The sequence below is a fragment of the Arthrobacter sp. P2b genome (assembly GCF_900168295.1).
GTDB lineage: Bacteria > Actinomycetota > Actinomycetes > Actinomycetales > Micrococcaceae > Arthrobacter.
On record NZ_FVZL01000004.1, the window covers coordinates 35,237 to 51,337 of the forward strand.

13 protein-coding genes are annotated in these 16,101 nt (G+C 67.7%); 6 read left to right on the forward strand and 7 right to left on the reverse strand.

Annotated features, from left to right (window positions below; translation table 11 throughout):
• The first annotated feature begins 162 nt into the window (after positions 1-162).
• From B5520_RS09135 to B5520_RS09145, 3 genes are all read left to right on the forward strand, one after another.
• Positions 163-993 carry an IclR family transcriptional regulator gene (locus B5520_RS09135; RefSeq protein ID WP_079596756.1) on the forward strand — a complete coding sequence of 277 codons (831 nt, stop codon included), beginning with the start codon at positions 163-165 and terminating at the stop codon, positions 991-993.
• A 212-nt stretch (positions 994-1,205) separates the two neighbouring features.
• Complete coding sequence (locus B5520_RS09140; RefSeq protein ID WP_254865530.1) at positions 1,206-1,661, forward strand: Hpt domain-containing protein; 456 nt, start codon at positions 1,206-1,208, stop codon at positions 1,659-1,661.
• Positions 1,662-1,968: 307 nt separating this feature from the next.
• Positions 1,969-3,309, forward strand: coding sequence for an MFS transporter (locus B5520_RS09145; RefSeq protein ID WP_079596757.1), 1,341 nt, complete (start codon positions 1,969-1,971; stop codon positions 3,307-3,309).
• Between the two features lie 82 nt (positions 3,310-3,391).
• Here B5520_RS09145 and B5520_RS09150 read toward each other — a convergent pair whose 3' ends face one another.
• From B5520_RS09150 to B5520_RS09170, 5 genes are all read right to left on the reverse strand, one after another.
• Entirely contained in the window at positions 3,392-5,665 is a 2,274-nt protein-coding gene (locus B5520_RS09150) for an alpha-L-rhamnosidase (protein ID WP_079596758.1), read from the reverse strand.
• 54 nt (positions 5,666-5,719) lie between these two features.
• Positions 5,720-6,724: an ABC transporter ATP-binding protein gene (locus B5520_RS09155; protein ID WP_079596759.1), complete on the reverse strand. Its 1,005-nt coding sequence runs from the start codon at positions 6,722-6,724 to the stop codon at positions 5,720-5,722.
• Entirely contained in the window at positions 6,721-8,796 is a 2,076-nt protein-coding gene (locus B5520_RS09160; protein WP_079596760.1) for a dipeptide/oligopeptide/nickel ABC transporter permease/ATP-binding protein, read from the reverse strand. Before B5520_RS09160 ends, B5520_RS09155 begins: the two co-directional genes overlap by 4 nt.
• Positions 8,793-9,746, reverse strand: a complete 954-nt coding sequence (locus B5520_RS09165; RefSeq protein ID WP_079596761.1) for an ABC transporter permease — start codon at positions 9,744-9,746, stop codon at positions 8,793-8,795. The genes B5520_RS09160 and B5520_RS09165 overlap by 4 nt, the downstream gene beginning before the upstream one ends.
• 61 nt (positions 9,747-9,807) lie before the next feature.
• Positions 9,808-11,364 carry an ABC transporter substrate-binding protein gene (locus B5520_RS09170; protein ID WP_079596762.1) on the reverse strand — a complete coding sequence of 519 codons (1,557 nt, stop codon included), beginning with the start codon at positions 11,362-11,364 and terminating at the stop codon, positions 9,808-9,810.
• A gap of 217 nt (positions 11,365-11,581) precedes the next feature.
• Here B5520_RS09170 and B5520_RS09175 point away from each other — a divergent pair, with 217 nt between their 5' ends.
• Together B5520_RS09175 and B5520_RS09180 are read left to right on the forward strand one after the other, a co-directional pair.
• Positions 11,582-12,847, forward strand: coding sequence for a glycoside hydrolase family 1 protein (locus tag B5520_RS09175; RefSeq protein WP_079597004.1), 1,266 nt, complete (start codon positions 11,582-11,584; stop codon positions 12,845-12,847).
• 81 nt (positions 12,848-12,928) lie between these two features.
• Positions 12,929-13,219 carry a hypothetical protein gene (locus tag B5520_RS09180; RefSeq protein WP_079596763.1) on the forward strand — a complete coding sequence of 97 codons (291 nt, stop codon included), beginning with the start codon at positions 12,929-12,931 and terminating at the stop codon, positions 13,217-13,219.
• Here B5520_RS09180 and B5520_RS09185 read toward each other — a convergent pair.
• Positions 13,204-13,998, reverse strand: a complete 795-nt coding sequence (locus B5520_RS09185) for a GAF and ANTAR domain-containing protein (protein ID WP_079596764.1) — start codon at positions 13,996-13,998, stop codon at positions 13,204-13,206. The genes B5520_RS09180 and B5520_RS09185 overlap by 16 nt on opposite strands.
• Before the next feature lie 61 nt (positions 13,999-14,059).
• Here B5520_RS09185 and B5520_RS09190 point away from each other — a divergent pair, with 61 nt between their 5' ends.
• On the forward strand, positions 14,060-15,658 hold the full coding sequence (locus tag B5520_RS09190) for a carboxylesterase/lipase family protein (RefSeq protein WP_079596765.1): 1,599 nt from the start codon (positions 14,060-14,062) through the stop codon (positions 15,656-15,658).
• Here B5520_RS09190 and B5520_RS09195 read toward each other — a convergent pair.
• Positions 15,636-16,076 carry an SRPBCC family protein gene (locus tag B5520_RS09195; RefSeq protein WP_079596766.1) on the reverse strand — a complete coding sequence of 147 codons (441 nt, stop codon included), beginning with the start codon at positions 16,074-16,076 and terminating at the stop codon, positions 15,636-15,638. The genes B5520_RS09190 and B5520_RS09195 overlap by 23 nt on opposite strands.
• Between the last annotated feature and the right edge of the window lie 25 nt (positions 16,077-16,101).

Sequence of the window (16,101 nt, forward strand, 5' to 3'; positions counted from 1 at the left end):
GGGCGGACTCCTGAACGTGAGGTGGCTGACGCTTCCAGCTTCCTTTCCGGGCAGCCTTGCCCCACAGCTCACTTTCATTGGCTGGAATAGTATTGTGGGGCAGCTCACTGCGGAACCCCATGACCTTGGGTGCATCGATCAACGGCGCTAGGAATTTCTGCCATGACCAACCCCTCAGGAACGGACACCCCTGCCGCCCGTGGAAAGCGGCCCAAGCAGGGTGAGCCGGTCATCGACCGCGCGTTGAGCCTGCTGGCAGTTTTCTCCGACCGGCGCAGGGCGCTGACCCTGTCAGAGATGGCACGGTACGCGGAGATGCCGGCCCCCACGGCGCTGCGGCTGATTGCCCGGCTCGTAGCCTGGGGCGCGCTGGAAAGGCTCGACGACGGGCGGTACGTCGTAGGCGTCCGGCTGTGGGAAGTCGCCTCACTGTCCCCGCGCGGCCACGGCGTCCGCGAGATCGCCCTGCCATACCTGGAGGACCTGTTCGAAGTCACCCGGCACCACGTCCTGCTGGCCGTGCGGGACAACGAGGAAGCCGTGCTGATCGAGCGGCTCTCCGCCAAGGACGCCACCGAAGTGGCCTACCGGGTGGGAGGCCGGGCACCCCTGCGGTCCACCGCCGTCGGACTCGTGCTGCTGGCCGGCGCGGACCAGCAGTTCCAGGAAACCATCCTGGCGAAGGATCCGGAGAATGAGCCCGGCGTGGCCGCCATGCCCGAAGGCCAGGTCCGCAGGACGCTGTCGGATGTGCGGCGTACCGGCATCGCCATGATCCGCCGCACCGTCCCGTCCCGGACCGTCTCGGTCGCCTCGCCGATTTTCGATGCACAGGGCGCGGTGGTGGCCGCCTTGTCCATCGTGGTTCCGGACGGCTCCACTCCCCCGAACGTGCTGGCCCCGGCGGTCCGTGCCGCCGCCAGGGCCGTGTCCCGCAGCCTGGGGCACCAGGCAGCTGTCAGCCCGGATGTGCGGACCCATTCCCAGGGCTGAACGGTTCCAATCCCTGTTTGGGTCAGGCGATCCATAGCACTCGTCTGCGGGGTTTAAACGTTGGAAAAACCCTAGGCGGCCGGGCCCGGAACCGGACCTGATCCGCCAAACAAATTCCAAGCCCTCCGGCCTACCGTGGCACAAAACCAGCACAGCACCGGCGCCGCCGGGCAGCTGTCCTGGTGCAGGCTGCCGGCAGGGGATGGACAACGATGAAGCTGCGAACCGAATGCACCGCCCCTTCAGGGGAATCCGGCCGCAGGGGCGCGACGGGCGCGCTGGGCGATGCCACGCTGCCGGTGGTGGGGCCGTCATTCCTTGACGGGCTTCGCGAGGAGCTGGACGAATACGAAGGCTGCCGGAGGGTGTTTGCGGACGATTTTATCGAGGGCCTGCCGCGGCGCTTCAACCAGCTGCGGCTGGCCCTGACCACGGGCGACCTCGAAGGGTCCTTGGACGCCGTCCAGGGCCTCAAGCTGTCCAGCCATGCCGTAGGTGCCGAGCGGCTGTCCGCCCTGCTAACGGACCTGGAGGGCGAGATCCGGATCCAGACACGCGAGGCGGATGCCGTAGTCCTTCCGCGGCTCGCAGCGCTGTTCCTTCGGGCCATCCATCAGTGCGGCCTGCAGACCAAACAACGGCTGGAGGCACGTCCCTTCGGTCGCTGACCCGTAGCCGCCCTTCACCAGGTGCGGCTTGGCATCCACTTCTGCTGCGGCAGCGGGTGGATGCCTCTTTTGTGCCCAGCCCTTGACGTAGTGGTCCACTTCACATTAGATTGTTCAACAACCTCAGATTGTTCAACAACCTGAATCGAAAAGTGACCATCCGGCCAGCGGCTATTGCGAAGCGCCGGATGCCCGCCCAACCCAGCGTCTTCGCCAGGCCATGCCGCCATGACCCGGACGCGTCGTCGGCCACCGCCGGCAATTTCAGCCGTACGCAACACCGCACCGCATCCCCTGGAGGACACCAATGGCCATCACGCCAGTACCTGCCGCCGAGCCGACAACGGTTGTCGGACGCAAGGACATGTACAAAGCCTTTGCCGCCAGCCTCACCGGCACCGCGCTTGAGTTCTACGACTTTGCCGTCTACTCGGCAGCAGCCGCGATCGTCTTTCCCCTCATCTTCTTTCCCGCCCAGGATCCGCTGACCGGCACCCTGCTCGCCTTCTCCACCTACGCCGTGGGGTACATCTCCCGGCCCGTGGGCGGCATCATCTTCGGCCGGCTTGGGGACGAGATCGGCCGCAAGAAGGTACTGGTCATCACGCTGATGTTGATCGGCGTCGCAACCTTCCTGATCGGCCTGCTGCCGACGTACGGCAACATCGGCATCATCGCCCCGGCCGCGCTGGTCCTGCTGCGGTTTGCCCAGGGCGTGGGAGTAGGCGGCGAGTGGGGCAGCGCCGTCCTGCTTTCCAGCGAGTTCGGCGACCCCAACCGCCGCGGGTTCTGGGCCTCCGCCGCGCAGATCGGCCCGCCTGCCGGCAACCTGATGGCCAACGGCGCCCTGGCCGTCCTCACCCTGGTCCTCTCCGAGCAGGCGTTCCTTGATTACGGCTGGCGGATCGCGTTCCTTATCTCGGCCGTCCTGGTGGCGTTCGGGCTCTGGATCCGGTTGAAGCTGGAGGACACACCGGTGTTCCGCGCACTTGAGGCCCGCGGCGAAAAGCCCAACGCACCCATCCGCGAAGTCCTGCTCACCCAGCGCCGCCCGCTGGCGGCAGCCATCCTGAGCCGCATCGGCCCGGACGTGCTGTACGCACTGTGCACCGTCTTCACGCTCACGTACGGGATCCAGAAACTCGGGTTCGACCGCGGCCAGGTCCTGGTGGCAGTGATGATCGGCTCGGCACTCCAGCTCTTCACGATGCCCCTGGCAGGAGCCATCTCGGACCGCATCAACCGCCGGCTCGTCTACGGTGCCGCCGCCGTTGGCGCCTCGGTGTGGGCCTTCGTGTTCTTCTTCGTCCTGGAAGGCAAGTCGCCCACGGTCCTGATCATCGGCACGGTGATGGGACTGGTGTTCCACTCCTTTATGTACGGCCCCCAGGCCGCCTTCGTGGTGGAGCAGTTCAGCCCGCGGCTCCGGTCCACCGGCAGCTCCCTGGCCTACACTTTCGCCGGAATCATCGGCGGCGCTCTGGCACCGTTCATGTTCACCCTCCTGATGGGCGCCTTCAATAGCTGGCTCCCGGTGGCCATCTACCTGACCGCCGCCTGCCTGCTCACCATGGTGGGCCTGGCCCTCGGCCGGGATTCGAACGTGGCGGAGGACGAGGAGTACCTGCTGGAAGGCGCCGCCAACTGACGCTGCAGCGCCAGCCAACACGCAAAGGCCGGGGGCCGGAACATCTGTTCCGGCCCCCGGCCTTTGCGGTTTTCCAAGTCGGCTACGTCGCCAGAAGGCCCGCATCCGCCGTGAAGCGGTGCGTGCCGCCCTGGACAGTGAAGGGCTCGCGGCCCGGAAGGTCGACGTCGGCCTCCACCCCGTCAGGGACCGTCGCCTCCACGTGGAGGGCGCCGCCGTCGAGCCGCCATTCCACACTGACGGTGCCGTGTGGCGTCTTCAGCGACGTCCTGGCCCAGTCGATCCCGACCCCCGGCAGCGGTGCAATCCGGACTTTGCCGTAGCCCGGGGCGAGGGGCCGGATGCCGCCGACGGCCTTGTGCATCCAGTCGGCCACCGCGCCCAGGGCGTAGTGGTTGAAGCTGGTCATCTCGCCGGGGTTGATGGTCCCGTCCGGCAGCATGGAGTCCCAGCGCTCCCAGACGGTGGTGGCACCCATGGTTACGGGGTAGAGCCAGGAGGGGCAGCTCTCTTCCAGGAGCAGGCGGTAGGCCTCGTCGGCATGGCCGGTGTCCGTGAGGGCGTGCGTGATGAACGGTGTGCCGGCAAACCCGGTGGAAACGCGGTAGTTGTTATCCCGGACCAGCTCCGCCAGGCGGTTCCCGGCGAACTCCCGCAGGCCCTCGGTGTGCAGCACGTCGAAGGCAATGGCCAGGGCATAGACGGTGGTGCAGTCGCTGCGGATGGTTCCGTCCGCGGCCACATAGTGCTCGGCAAAGGACGCCCGGACCCGGCCGGCAAGCTGCTCGAAGTACGCGGCGTCGTCCGTTTTGCCCAGGAGCCTGGCGGTCTGGGCGGTGATGCACGCGGTGCGGTAGAGGCAGGCGGTGGCCACCACGCCGGTGTCGGCCTTCGCAGCCCAGGGCTCGTCGGGTGCGGCGTCCGGGTCCAGCCAGTCGCCGAACTGGAAGCCCTGGTCCCACAGCCCGGTGGGTGAGAGCAGTCCCTCCACCCGGCGGGTGTGCGAGGCCATCGACGCGTACTGGTTTTCCAGCACGCCGACGTCACCGTAGGCCTCCCAGAGCGCCCACGGCACCCAGACGGAGGCTTCGCTCCACAGCGCGGAGGACTCCGGCTTCGGGAACTCCGGCGGCTGGGGGCAGTACTTGAGGATATCCGGGACGGTGATGGGGACCAGCCCGTCGGCGGCTTCCTGCTCGGCGGCGAGGTCCAGCAGCCAATCCTGCAGGAAGTCCTTGACGTCGTAGAGGAACGCGGCGGTGGGGGCGAACACGGCGATGTCGCCGGTCCAGCCCAGGCGTTCGTCGCGCTGCGGGCAGTCGGTGGGGAGGTCCAGGAAGTTGCCGCGGAGCCCCCAGACGATGTTGCGGTGCAGCTGGTTGACCAGTTCGTTGGAGCATTCGAAAGTCCCCGTGCGCTCCAGTTCGGAGTGGACCACCACGGCTTCGAGAGAGTCCTCGGTGAGGGTGCCGGGCCAGCCGGTCACCTCGGCGTAGCGGAAGCCGTGGAAGGTCTTGGTGGGCTCGAAGAAGTCCTGCCCTCCCGAAAGGATGAACGTGTCCGTGGCTTTGGCCGAGCGCAGCGGGCGGACGCCCAGCTCGCCGTCTTCGAGCACCTCCGCGTGCCGCAGCGTGATTACCTCACCCGGCCCGCCCTGGACCGTGAACCGCAGCCAGCCCACCAGGTTCTGGCCGAAGTCCACGAGGGTTTTTCCGGCGGGTGAGGTGAAGACCCTGACGGGCTTGACGACGCCGGCACGCACCACGGGTGGGCCCACCGGCTCTGCCAGCCGGCCGGCGTCGAACTCCACCTCACGCACGCCCGTCCAGCCGCCGCCGCCGAAGCCTGGCTTGGTCCAGCCGGGCTGGGTGCGGCGGGCATCGATGGCCTGGCCGTCGTAGATCTCGTTGAAGGTGGTGGCGGAGGGGCCGGCCTGCCACGTGCCGTCCGAGGCGACGGACTGGACGTGCCCGTCCGCGTATTCGATGTCCAGCTGCCCGTAGAACCCCAGCTCGCTGCCGTACAGGTTGGATTCGCCGTGCCAGGCCAGCCGGCCGCGGTACCAGCCGTTGCCCAGTTCCACGCCGATGACCGTTGACGGTGCCACGAGGGCCGTCACATCGTAGGTGCGGTAGCGGAGCCGCCATTCGTAGGAGCTCCAGCCCGGGCTCAGGACATCGACGCCCACGGGGGCGCCGTTGATGAAGGCCTCGTAGACACCGAAGGCGGTGGCGCGCAGCGTCGCCTTCACCACGGCCCCGTGGCCCTCCTCAAGCCGGAACTCCTTGCGGAGCCGCGGGGCGCCGTCGAAGTCCTGCTGCGGTGAAATCATGGCGGCGTGCCACGTGGGTGTCATGAAGGGTTCCGTTCTATAGGTCTGCAGGGAGGTGTGCTTGGGGCAATGATGGCGTCAGGCGTAGTGGCAGGCGACGTCAGATCCGCCCACCACGCGGAGGGCGGGACGTTCCGTTGCGCACAGTTCGGTGGCGAGCGGGCAGCGCTGCCGGAACGGGCAGCCGCCCGGCGCGTTGGAAACTGAGGATGCCGTCCGCACCCCCATGGATTCACGCAGCGTGCGCCGCTCGGCCTGCTCGGCCGGCCGGGGCACGGGGGACGCTGCCACCAGCGCCTGGGTGAAGGGGTGTTTCGGGTCCTCGGTGACGGCGGCGGCAGGCCCGCTCTCCATCACCTGCCCCCGGTACAGCACCACGACGCGCTGGGCCAGGAACTGCACCACGGAGATGTCGTGGGCGATGAACAGGTAGCTCAGTCCCCGCTCATCGCGAAGGTCTGCCAGGAGGTTCAGCACCTGGGCCTGGGTGGAAAGGTCAAGGGCGCTCACGGCCTCGTCGCACACCACCAGGCTGGGTTCGCAGATCAGCGCCCTGGCCACGGCGATGCGCTGGCGCTGGCCGCCGGAGAACTGGCTGGGGTACCGGTCCACGGCTTCGCGGGGAAGGCCCACGCGTTCCAGCATGGCTTCTGCCCTGTCCCGGGCATCCGGTGCGGCAACGCCGCGGATCCGGAGGGGCTCGGCCAGGGAGGCGCCCACTGTCTGGCGGGGGTTGAGCGAGGAGTTGGGGTCCTGGAAGACAGCCCGCAGTTCGCTGCCCAGGGCCCGCCGCCGGCCGGAACCGGCGTGCGTGATGTCCTTGCCCTGGTAGCTGATGGATCCGGCGGAGACCTTCTGCAGGCCCAGGATGGCCTTGCCGATGGTGGACTTTCCGGAGCCGGACTCCCCCACCAGGCCAACTGTCTCACCGGGCTGGATGGTAAAGCTGACGCGGTCCACCGCGGCAGGGGCTGCGGCAGCCTTGCGGCCGCGGCCGTACCGGACCACGAGGTCCTTGACCTCGAGGATGGGGGTGGCCAGGACGGCCGCTGGTGCCTGTCGGGCCGGGGTCTCGATGCTCATGCCAGGTCCTTTTCAACAGTCATAACCTTGGGGGTAACGTCCAGCAGACGGTGGGTGGGCACTTCGGTGGGCACCCATGCCAGGCCCTCAACCGCGAGTTCGTCCGCCTTGACGCAGCGGACCAGCCCGGATTCCGAACCGGACGGCAGCAACGGCACCGGGGCGGCGCAGGCGGAGCCGGCGAACTGGCAGCGGGCGGCAAACCGGCAGCCTGCGGGCCAGTCCTTGGGCTGCGGCACCTGGCCGCTGATGGTTGCCAGCCGCTCCGGCATGTCCGCGGCGGAATTGGCGTGCGGATCAGCTGCGAGGAGCGCCAGGGTGTACGGGTGCCGGGGGTTGTCCAGGATGCCGGCGGTCTGGCCGCTTTCCACCACCTGGCCCGCGTACATCACTGCCACCCTGTCGCAGATGTCGGCCACCACGCCGAGATCGTGCGTCACGATGACCACCGACATGCCGGTGTCCTTCACCAGCGAGCGCAGCAGGGAGAGGATTTCCGCCTGCACTGTCACGTCCAGGGCGGTGGTGGGTTCGTCGGCAACGAGGAGGCGGGGCCTGCCGGACAGTGCCAGGGCGATGGCGACGCGCTGTGCCATGCCGCCGCTGATCTGGTGCGGGTAGGTCTTCAGGATGCGTTCGGCGTCCACGATGCCCACCTTCTGCAACAGGCCCAGGGCTTCGGTGCGGGCTTCGGCCTTGCCCATGCCACGGAGGCGGCGGATCGCCGCGGTGAGCTGGTAGCCCACCGTGAACATCGGGTCCAGGGCGCGCATGGGTTCCTGCGAAATGAGGGCGATTTCCCGTCCGCGGATGCCTTCCATGTCCTTGTCAGTTGCCGCGGCCAGGTTCCTGCCGTTCCAGAGGATTTCCCCGCCGGTCACGGACACCCCGGAGGGCAGCAGTCCCAGCAGCGAAAGTGCGGTCATGGTCTTGCCGCAGCCGGACTCTCCCACCAGGCCAAGCACGGTGCCGCGTTCGACGTCGAACGAGACGTCGGTGACCAGGCGGACGCTGCCGTCCACGCCCACGGAGAGGTTCCGGACGCTGAGCTGGTCCTGCGCCGGTGCCTCCTCCGGGTTTACCGGTGATGCTGCAGCGATGGCGGAGACGGCCTTTGCCCGCTGGCGGCGGGCTGCTGCGGACGGCAGGTGGGAGGCGGTGGCGTTGGGCGACTTGCCCAGGGCATTGCCGATGGCGTTGGCGGCAAGCACGGTCAGGGCCAGCACGGCGCCGGTGGGAACCATCAGCCAGGGGGCGTCGTAGACGTGCTGGGACGCGCTTTGGATCATCCCGCCCCAGCTGGGCTGCGGGATGGGCGGGCCGAACCCGATGAAGGCGAGGCCGGCCTGGATCAGCATGCCGACGGCGAAGATGAGGGCGGACTGCACCACGATGGTGTTGGTCAGTCCGGGAAGGACGTGCCGGAGGCTGATCCCGAGCATGCTGACGCCGTCCACTTTGGCTGCGTCCACATACAGCTGGGACTGCAGCGACTTGGCCTGGCCCAGCATGACGCGGTAGATGCCGGCGGAAATGAGGATGCCCAGGATGGCCATGACCACGGGGATGTTGGTGCCCACCGCGCCGATCACGGCGAGGATGATCACGGTGCCGGGGATCGACATCATGATCTCGGTGGTGCGGCTGATGACCGACTCCGTGCGGTCCCCGCCGGCGGCTGCCAGCATGGCCAGGATGGTCCCGAGCCCGACGGCGACGAGCACCGTGATCATGGACGTTCCCAGGGTGCCGGCCGCGGCAGCGAAAATGCGGCTGAGGAGGTCCCGGCCCAGTTCGTCGGTGCCGAGCCAGTGCGCGGCCGTGGGGCCCGAGAGGACTGCGGTGAAGTCCTGGTCCTCGGTCTTGAAGGGCAGCCAGAGCGGCGCGGTCACGGACGCGGCCACCATGGCGGCCAGCCAGGCCACCCCGGCGATGCTTCCCGGTGAGGCGAACAGCTTGCTCCCGGAGAAGCGGGTAAGTGCCGGCCGGCGGGACACCGTGGGCGCTGCGGCACCGGCGGCGGGAGCCTCGGCGGGGGAACCCGCGGGGGCAGGGGCAACTGAGGGGATCATGAGGCACGCAACTTCGGGTCTAGGAACTTGGTGGCGAGTTCCAGCACCAGGTTCACGGCAACCACCACAACGGTGGCGATCACCACCACGCCCTGGACGGACGGAGCGTCATGGGTGCTGACGGAGGTTTGGACAGCCTGGCCCAGGCCCGGCATGGCGAACAGCTGCTCCGCGATGACGGAGCCGCCGAACAGTTGGATGAACTGCAGTGCGATGCCGGCAACGATGGGGAGGCTGGCATACCGCAGGGCGTGGACGTAGAGGATTTTCCAGGTGGGGGTAGCGGTGGCGCGAAGGGTCCGGATGTGTTCCTGCTGCAGCGCCTCAAGCATGGAGGCCCTGGTCTGGCGGGCGATGAACGCTGCGCCGCCCACTGCCAGGGTGATGACGGGCAGGGCAAGGGACAGTGCCCAGTCCTGCGGGGATGCCTCGAACGGGACGTAGCCGGTGGCGGGGAAGATGGAGGACTGGACCGCGAACAGGTACACGAAGATGACGCCCACCCAGAAGTTGGGCAGGGCCACACCCATGCCGCAGGCAGCGCCGATGATGCGGTCTGCCGTTCCCCCGCGGACCGCTGCGGTGACGCCCAGGGTGATGCCCAAAAGAGCGCTGAGCAGCGTGGCCCCGGCGGCCAGGGACGCGGTGACGGGAAGCCTGCTGGCCAGGTCGGCGCTGACGGAGCGGCCGTCAATCAGCGAAGTGCCGAGATTGCCCTGGACGGCGTCGCCCAGCCAGCGGACAAACTGGGTCAGCAGCGGATCATTCCAGCCCAGCCGCTGGTTGACTTCGTCGATGGCCTCCTGGGTGGCGCCGGCTCCGAGCGAGACGGCTCCGGGGCTTCCGGGCATCGCGTGCACCAACAGGAATGCCAGCACCGCAACCACCAGAACGGTGGCAAGCGCCATCAGCAGGCGTTTGGTGATGAATAGTGCCATGGTGACCTCCATCGGTCAGGCCCTGCCGGGCGGGCCCTCCTGTGGGGGAAGGCCCGTCCGGCAGGTGCGGGTGTTAGCTGGCCGGCTTGTAGGACGAGAGGAGCGGGTAGGCGTTGGTGCCGGCGAACTCCACCGGCGCCACCTTCTTGGTGTTGTAGCCCTGGTTGGTGAGCGCCTCGTACAGCGGAATCATCCAGCCGGATTCCACCAGCCGGGTGTTCAGCTTGCTGGCCGCGGCCTTGACGGCGGCGTCGTCCTTCGCGGCAGCCAGCTCACCGGTGGCGGCGCTGAGCTGCTCGTCGGTGGCCTTCTGGACGTTGGTGAAGCCGCTCAGGACTGCTCCGTACATCACGCCCACGGGGTTGTCCCAGTTCAGCGGTGCGTAGCCGAGCGGGGTGGTGGCGACGGCGGCGAACGCCTCGTCCGTTGAGGCGGCCATCTTGACGTTCATGGTGATCCCGACGGCGGCGAGGTCCTTCTGGACTGCCTGCAGGTCCGTCTGGGTCTGGGCGCCGGCAATGATGGTGAACTCGAAGCCGTCCGGGTAGCCGGCCTCGGCGAGCAGGCTCTTGGCCTTCTCCGGGTTGTAGGCGAACGCCGTTTCGAGGTCCTTGGTGAAGCCGGCGGAGTCCTTGGGCAGGGCGTTCCAGGCCGGGATGTCACCCTTGTGGAGCGCGTCCACCAGGGCCTGGCGGTTGATGGCGTACTGGATGGCCTGGCGGACCTTTTCCTCGGCGAACGCCGGAGCAGTCTTGCCGATCTTGTCGAAGGAGATCATGGTGTTGACCGTGCCGCCAATCTGGGACACCCCCACGCCCTTGGTCTTCACGAAGTCCACCGTGGAGGACGTCAGCATGGCAACGTCGGCCTGGCCGGAGACCAGGGCGTTCGCCCGGGCCTGCGGGTCAAGGACCACACTGAAGATGACCTTGTCGAAGGCGTACTTGGAGGCTTCCGGGCTCTTGCTGTTCTTGACCAGGACGTACTTGTTGCCCTTCACGGTGGAGGGATCAAGCGTGTAGGGGCCTGAGCCGTCCGGGGTTGCAGCGAGGCTCGCGGTGTCTGTAACGGCGGTCTTGCCGACGATCATGCCGGTGGTGGAGGCCAGGTTCTTTTCGAACCCCGGCTGCGGCTTGGCGAAGGTCAGGGCCACCTGCGTGGGGCTGACGACGTCCACCGAGGCGATCTCCTGCGCGCCGCCCTTGGCGACGGCGGAGTAGGCAGTCAAGGCCGGGTCGGAGCGGCGGTCGAGGTTTGCCTTGACCAGTTCGGCGTCGAGCTTTGACCCGTCCGTGAAAGTGACGTCGTCCTTGAGGGTCAGGGTCAGGACCGTGTTGTCAGCGTTGTAGCTGAACTCCTTGGCCAGGCCCGGGCCTGCCGAGCCGTCCGGCTGCAGGATCATCAGGCTTTCGTAGAGCCCTTCGAAGAACTGCCGCTGGGCGGCCGACACACGCAGCGGATCGAAGCCGAAGGATGCGGAGTCGCTGTCGATGGCGAGGGTCAGGGTGCTGGTGTCCACTTTGGCGGCCGCCTGGCCGGAGCCGCCGCCGCAGGCGGTGAGTGATCCCAGCAGGAGGGCGCCGGCCAGAATGGCGGAGCTCCCACGGGCGGTGGAGTTCAGGAGTTTCATGTAGTGCGCCTTTGCATTCTGATGTGACAACGGAGAGGACTGTGTGGGCCAGGCGAGTGGCCGGCTTCCTCAAGAATGCTGTGGGCACGTTTTCGCCAGACACGACTATTTCATTGGTTGGAATACTTCTGTGGCGCCGGTCACTGCGCAGGACAGGATGAATGTCAAGGCAGCGAAGCCTGGCGCCGGGCCCCGGCGTTGCACCGAAAGGATCACCATGACCGTCTCCCCTTTTTTCCCGCCCGACTTCCTGTGGGGTGTGGCCAGCGCCGCGCACCAGGTGGAAGGAAACAACGTCAACAGCGACACGTGGCTCCTGGAGCACCTGCCCGGAACGATTTTTGCCGAGCCCTCAGGTGACGCCGTGGACCATTACCACCGGTACCGCGAGGACATCGCCATGATCGCCGGACTCGGCTTCACCAGCTACCGGTTCTCGCTGGAATGGGCGCGGATAGAACCCGAGGAAGGCCATTTCTCGGTGGCCGAACTGGACCATTACCGCCGCATGCTGGAGGCGTGCCGTGACCATGGACTGACCCCGGTTGTGACCTTCCACCACTTCACGTCACCGCGGTGGCTGCTGGCCATGGGCGGGTGGGAGGGCCCGCGGACGGCGGAGCTTTTTGCCCGCTATTGCGGCCGCGTGATGGCGCACCTGGGTGACCTGGTCGGCGTCGCCTGCACCTTGAATGAACCGAACCTGCCGTGGCTGCTGGAATCGTTTGGCATCGGCGGTGAAGCGCCGGAAAACCGCGTTTCGGTGCCCATGTGGGCTGCCGCCGCCGAACGCCTGGGCGTGTATGCCAGCACCGTGGCGCCCTTCCAGTTCTGCTCCACCGAGGCCGGGTTCGCCGTCAAGCTGGCGGCTCACCGGGCCGCCACCGCAGCGATCAAGGCGCACCGGCCCGGGCTGCAGGTGGGCTGGACGCTTGCCAACTCGGACATCCAGTCCATCGAGGGCGGCCGCGATCTGGCCGACCGGGTCCGCCGGGACGTCAACGAGCGCTTCCTCGAAGCATCCCGGGGCGATGACTTCGTGGGGATCCAGACGTACGGCCGCACGGTATACGGTCCGGACGGCCACGCACCGGCGCCCGAAAGCGTGGAGGTCAACCAGATGGGCGAGGAAATTTACCCGCAGGCACTGGAGGCGACCATCCGCGAAGCGCACCGGATCGCAGGCATTCCCGTCATGGTGACGGAGAACGGCCTGGCTACCGAGGACGACGCCCAGCGCGTGGCTTACCTTCAGGTGGCCGTGGACGGCGTCGCGGCCTGCCTGGCGGACGGCATCGACGTCCGGGGCTACATCGCCTGGACCGCCTTCGACAACTTCGAGTGGATCTTCGGCTACCGGCCCAAGTTCGGGCTCATCGCCGTCGACCGCGGCACGCAGGAGCGCACTCCCAAGGAAAGCGCCCACTGGCTGGGGAGCCTCGCCCGTGAGCATGCGCTGTCACACGTGACGCAGCCTGCCTAGGGAGATCCGGCACTTCACCCATCAGTCCGGCCGCCCGCTCCGAATCCCTTGGGACAAAACTCCCAAAGCTAGGACGGGACGATGGATGAAGCGGACCAGCAGGCCCTGACCGGAGCGGTGATCAAGAGGCACAGCCTCGACCTCGCCGAGGTGTGGCTCGACTTTGTTGCCCTCGGCGGGGACGCCTCCGAACAGGACATCAGGGATTACAGCTCCGGGACGGCGGCACTGTCAAAAGATGACCGGGATGCCCTGAACCAGGCAGTGAATGAGCACTGTGCCGCGGCGAATGCACTGGTCCGGGCACCCTTCAGCGGTTCCCTCCTCGCGCTTCCGCAGAAGGAACGGCAGGATCCCTACTCGTCGAAGTAGGTGAAGGTGTCAGTGCCGCCCGCCACGGAGGAGACCACGGTGGCCGCGACGTCCCGCAGCTTCACGTTCCTGGAATTGGAGGCCTCGCGCAGGACCTGGAAGGCGGCGGCCTGGCTGCAGCGGTTCTGCGCCATGATGGCACCGGTGGCCAGGTCGATGACCGTCCGTGACTGCATGGCCGCACTCATGCCGTCCCTGGACTCCTGAAGCCTGGCCATCCGGAGGGCAAGCGTGAGCCCCTTGGAGACCTGTTCGGTATAAGCCTCGGCGGTGGCGGCGTCGTCACCGCTGCACGCCCCCGGCTGCTCGAAGTGAAGGGTAAGAGCGCCGAGGTCCTTGCCTTCCAGGATCAGCGGGATGCCCAGCACAGACCCGATGCCCTGCTCCCGGGCGGCCACCACGTACTCCGGCCAGCGGTCTTCGTGTTCCAGGTCCGGGACGAGGACTGTTCCCCTGGTCCGGATGGCGGCCAGGCCCGGGCCGTCCCCCTGCGTGTCTTCCAGCTCGGTGAGCAGGCAGGAGCCGGGGCTGCTGCCGGCCGTGGCGGTGGGCTTCTTGGGGCGGGTCAGCCTGATGCCGCAGGACACGTCCCGGCCGGCACTGCCCAGGCGCGCGGCAGAGTACTCTGCGAGGTCCTGAAGGAGCTGCTCCACGCCGCGGTTCCCGAGGACCAGGTCCTGCAGGTGCGCTGCAACATCGGCAAAGACTCTGCCATCCGCAACATCGGTGACCACCAAGGATCTTTCCTCCCGGACGAAAATGAAAAGCCATAACAACATGGCCGCTCACTGCCAAACGGTCATTCCAGCCTACCCGTGCGAAGGACGTAACGTGTCAACCATGAAGCCCGCCTCCAGCCACAGCGGCTCCGTCCGCGGTAGAACAGTGACGGCCGGCGGCGTCCCGGTGCACAGTTTCCTGGGGGTTCCGTACGCGGAGCCGCCGACGGGGGAACGCCGTTTCCGCCCGCCCGTTCCCGTGTCCCCATGGCCCGGTGTGCTCGACGGCACCGCGCCGGGTCCGGCCGCCCCGCAGAATCCTGAGTCGCCGGCACCGCCCGGCGCCAAACCGCGGATCTGGAGCGAGGAGGGCTGCCTCAACCTCAACATCTGGACTCCCGCCACGGACGGCCCTGCCAGGCCCGTGATGGTGTGGATCCATGGCGGCGCCTACCTCAGTGGTTCCAACAGTGACGGCATGTACGACGGCGCCAACCTCGCCGCCGCGGGCGATGCCGTGGTGGTCACGATCAACTACCGGCTGGGAGCGCTCGGTTTCCTGCACCTGGCGGACCTCCTGGGACCTGGCTACGAAGACTCCTCCAACATTGCCCTCCTGGACCAGCTCGAAGCATTGCGCTGGGTCCGCCGCAACATCGCCGGGTTCGGCGGGGACCCGCAGAACGTGACCCTGTTTGGGGAATCGGCCGGGGCCGCGGCCATCGGCACCCTCCTGGGCATGCCGGCGTCGGAAGGCCTGTTCCGCCGGGCCATCATGCAAAGCGGCACCGCCGAACGCTGGCGCACGCCCGTTGACTCTGCCAGCACCAGCCGGAGGTTCCTCGCCCTGTGCGGCCTGGACAGCTACTCGGCCGCCGAGCTGCTGGCCCTGCCCGTGGAGCGGCTGCTGAAGGCCCAGGAAAAGCTGGTGCAGGAGGTGGGCCGGGAAACATTCGCGGTTCCCCTGCCCTTCCAGCCGACAGTGGGGACGCCCTCACTGCCGCAGCCGCCCCTGGACGCGGTCCGGCAAGGGCTCAACGCCGGAGTGGATCTTATTGTCGGGACCAACCTCAACGAGGGGTCCTTCGCGGTGGAAATGCGGCCGACTGCCCCAGAGGATCCTGGCTATCCGGAACGCGCGGCCGCCGTTCTCACGGCCGCCGGGATTGCCGGGGACCGGGCGGCGGATTACGCGGCCGCCCTCGCCAAGGTTCTGTCGCTGGAGGCCGGTTTATCGCAGGACGCCGGCCTGCCGCGGGATGTGTCCGGCAAGGAACTCCTCGAAGCCGCCATTGCCGATTCCGTCTACCGCCAGCCCAGCAACAACCTGCTGGACGCGCGCGGTAGTGGCGCCCGGCACGGGGCGCCGGGCCGGACCTTTTCCTACCTCTTCACCTGGCGCAGCCCGGCCATGGGCGGAAAACTCGGGGCATGCCACGCCCTGGACATCCCGTTCGTCTTCCGGCACCTGGATGCGCCGGAGGCGGCCTTCCTCACCCGCGGCCGGGCACCGCAATCCCTCAGCGACACCATGAGCGGCGCGTGGGCGTCATTCGCGTGGACCGGAACACCCGTCCTGCCCGGACTGGAGTGGCCGGAATACGGGCGGCACCGCAACACTATGATCCTCGACGCGGCACCCCGGGTGGACGCGGATCCGCGCCGGGACATCAGGGAGTTCTTCGAGGCGAACCGGGTCAGCCTGCAGCCTGGGCGTTGAGGGTATCCCGGATCCCGTTCAGCGCGGGGTCCCGGAGCTGCATGAAGGCAGGCTTCAGCAGCGGCTGAATAATCTTGGCCGGTCCCTTGATGCTGAACTCGGCCGTGTACTTCACCAGCGACCCGGTGCCGGACGGGCTGACGTCAACGGAGTCAAAGGCCGTGACGGTCTTGTTCTCGCCGCGGAGCTTGATGTGGTTCTCCGTCAGCTCGATGACCTCGTACTCCAGGGTCTGGCGCTTCCCCCGGAATTCGGACTCCGCGTGGTAACGGTGGCCCACCGCCACCGGGCCCGGCGTCAGCTTGTCCATCACGGGAGTGTTGGGGTCCCACGTGCTCGTGTTCTCGAACTCCCTCATGAAGGCAAAGGCCTTTTCGGCAGACAGCTTGGTTTCCACGCTTCCGGTGACTGTGATCATCACCCCAGTGTAGGAACGGGCTGGC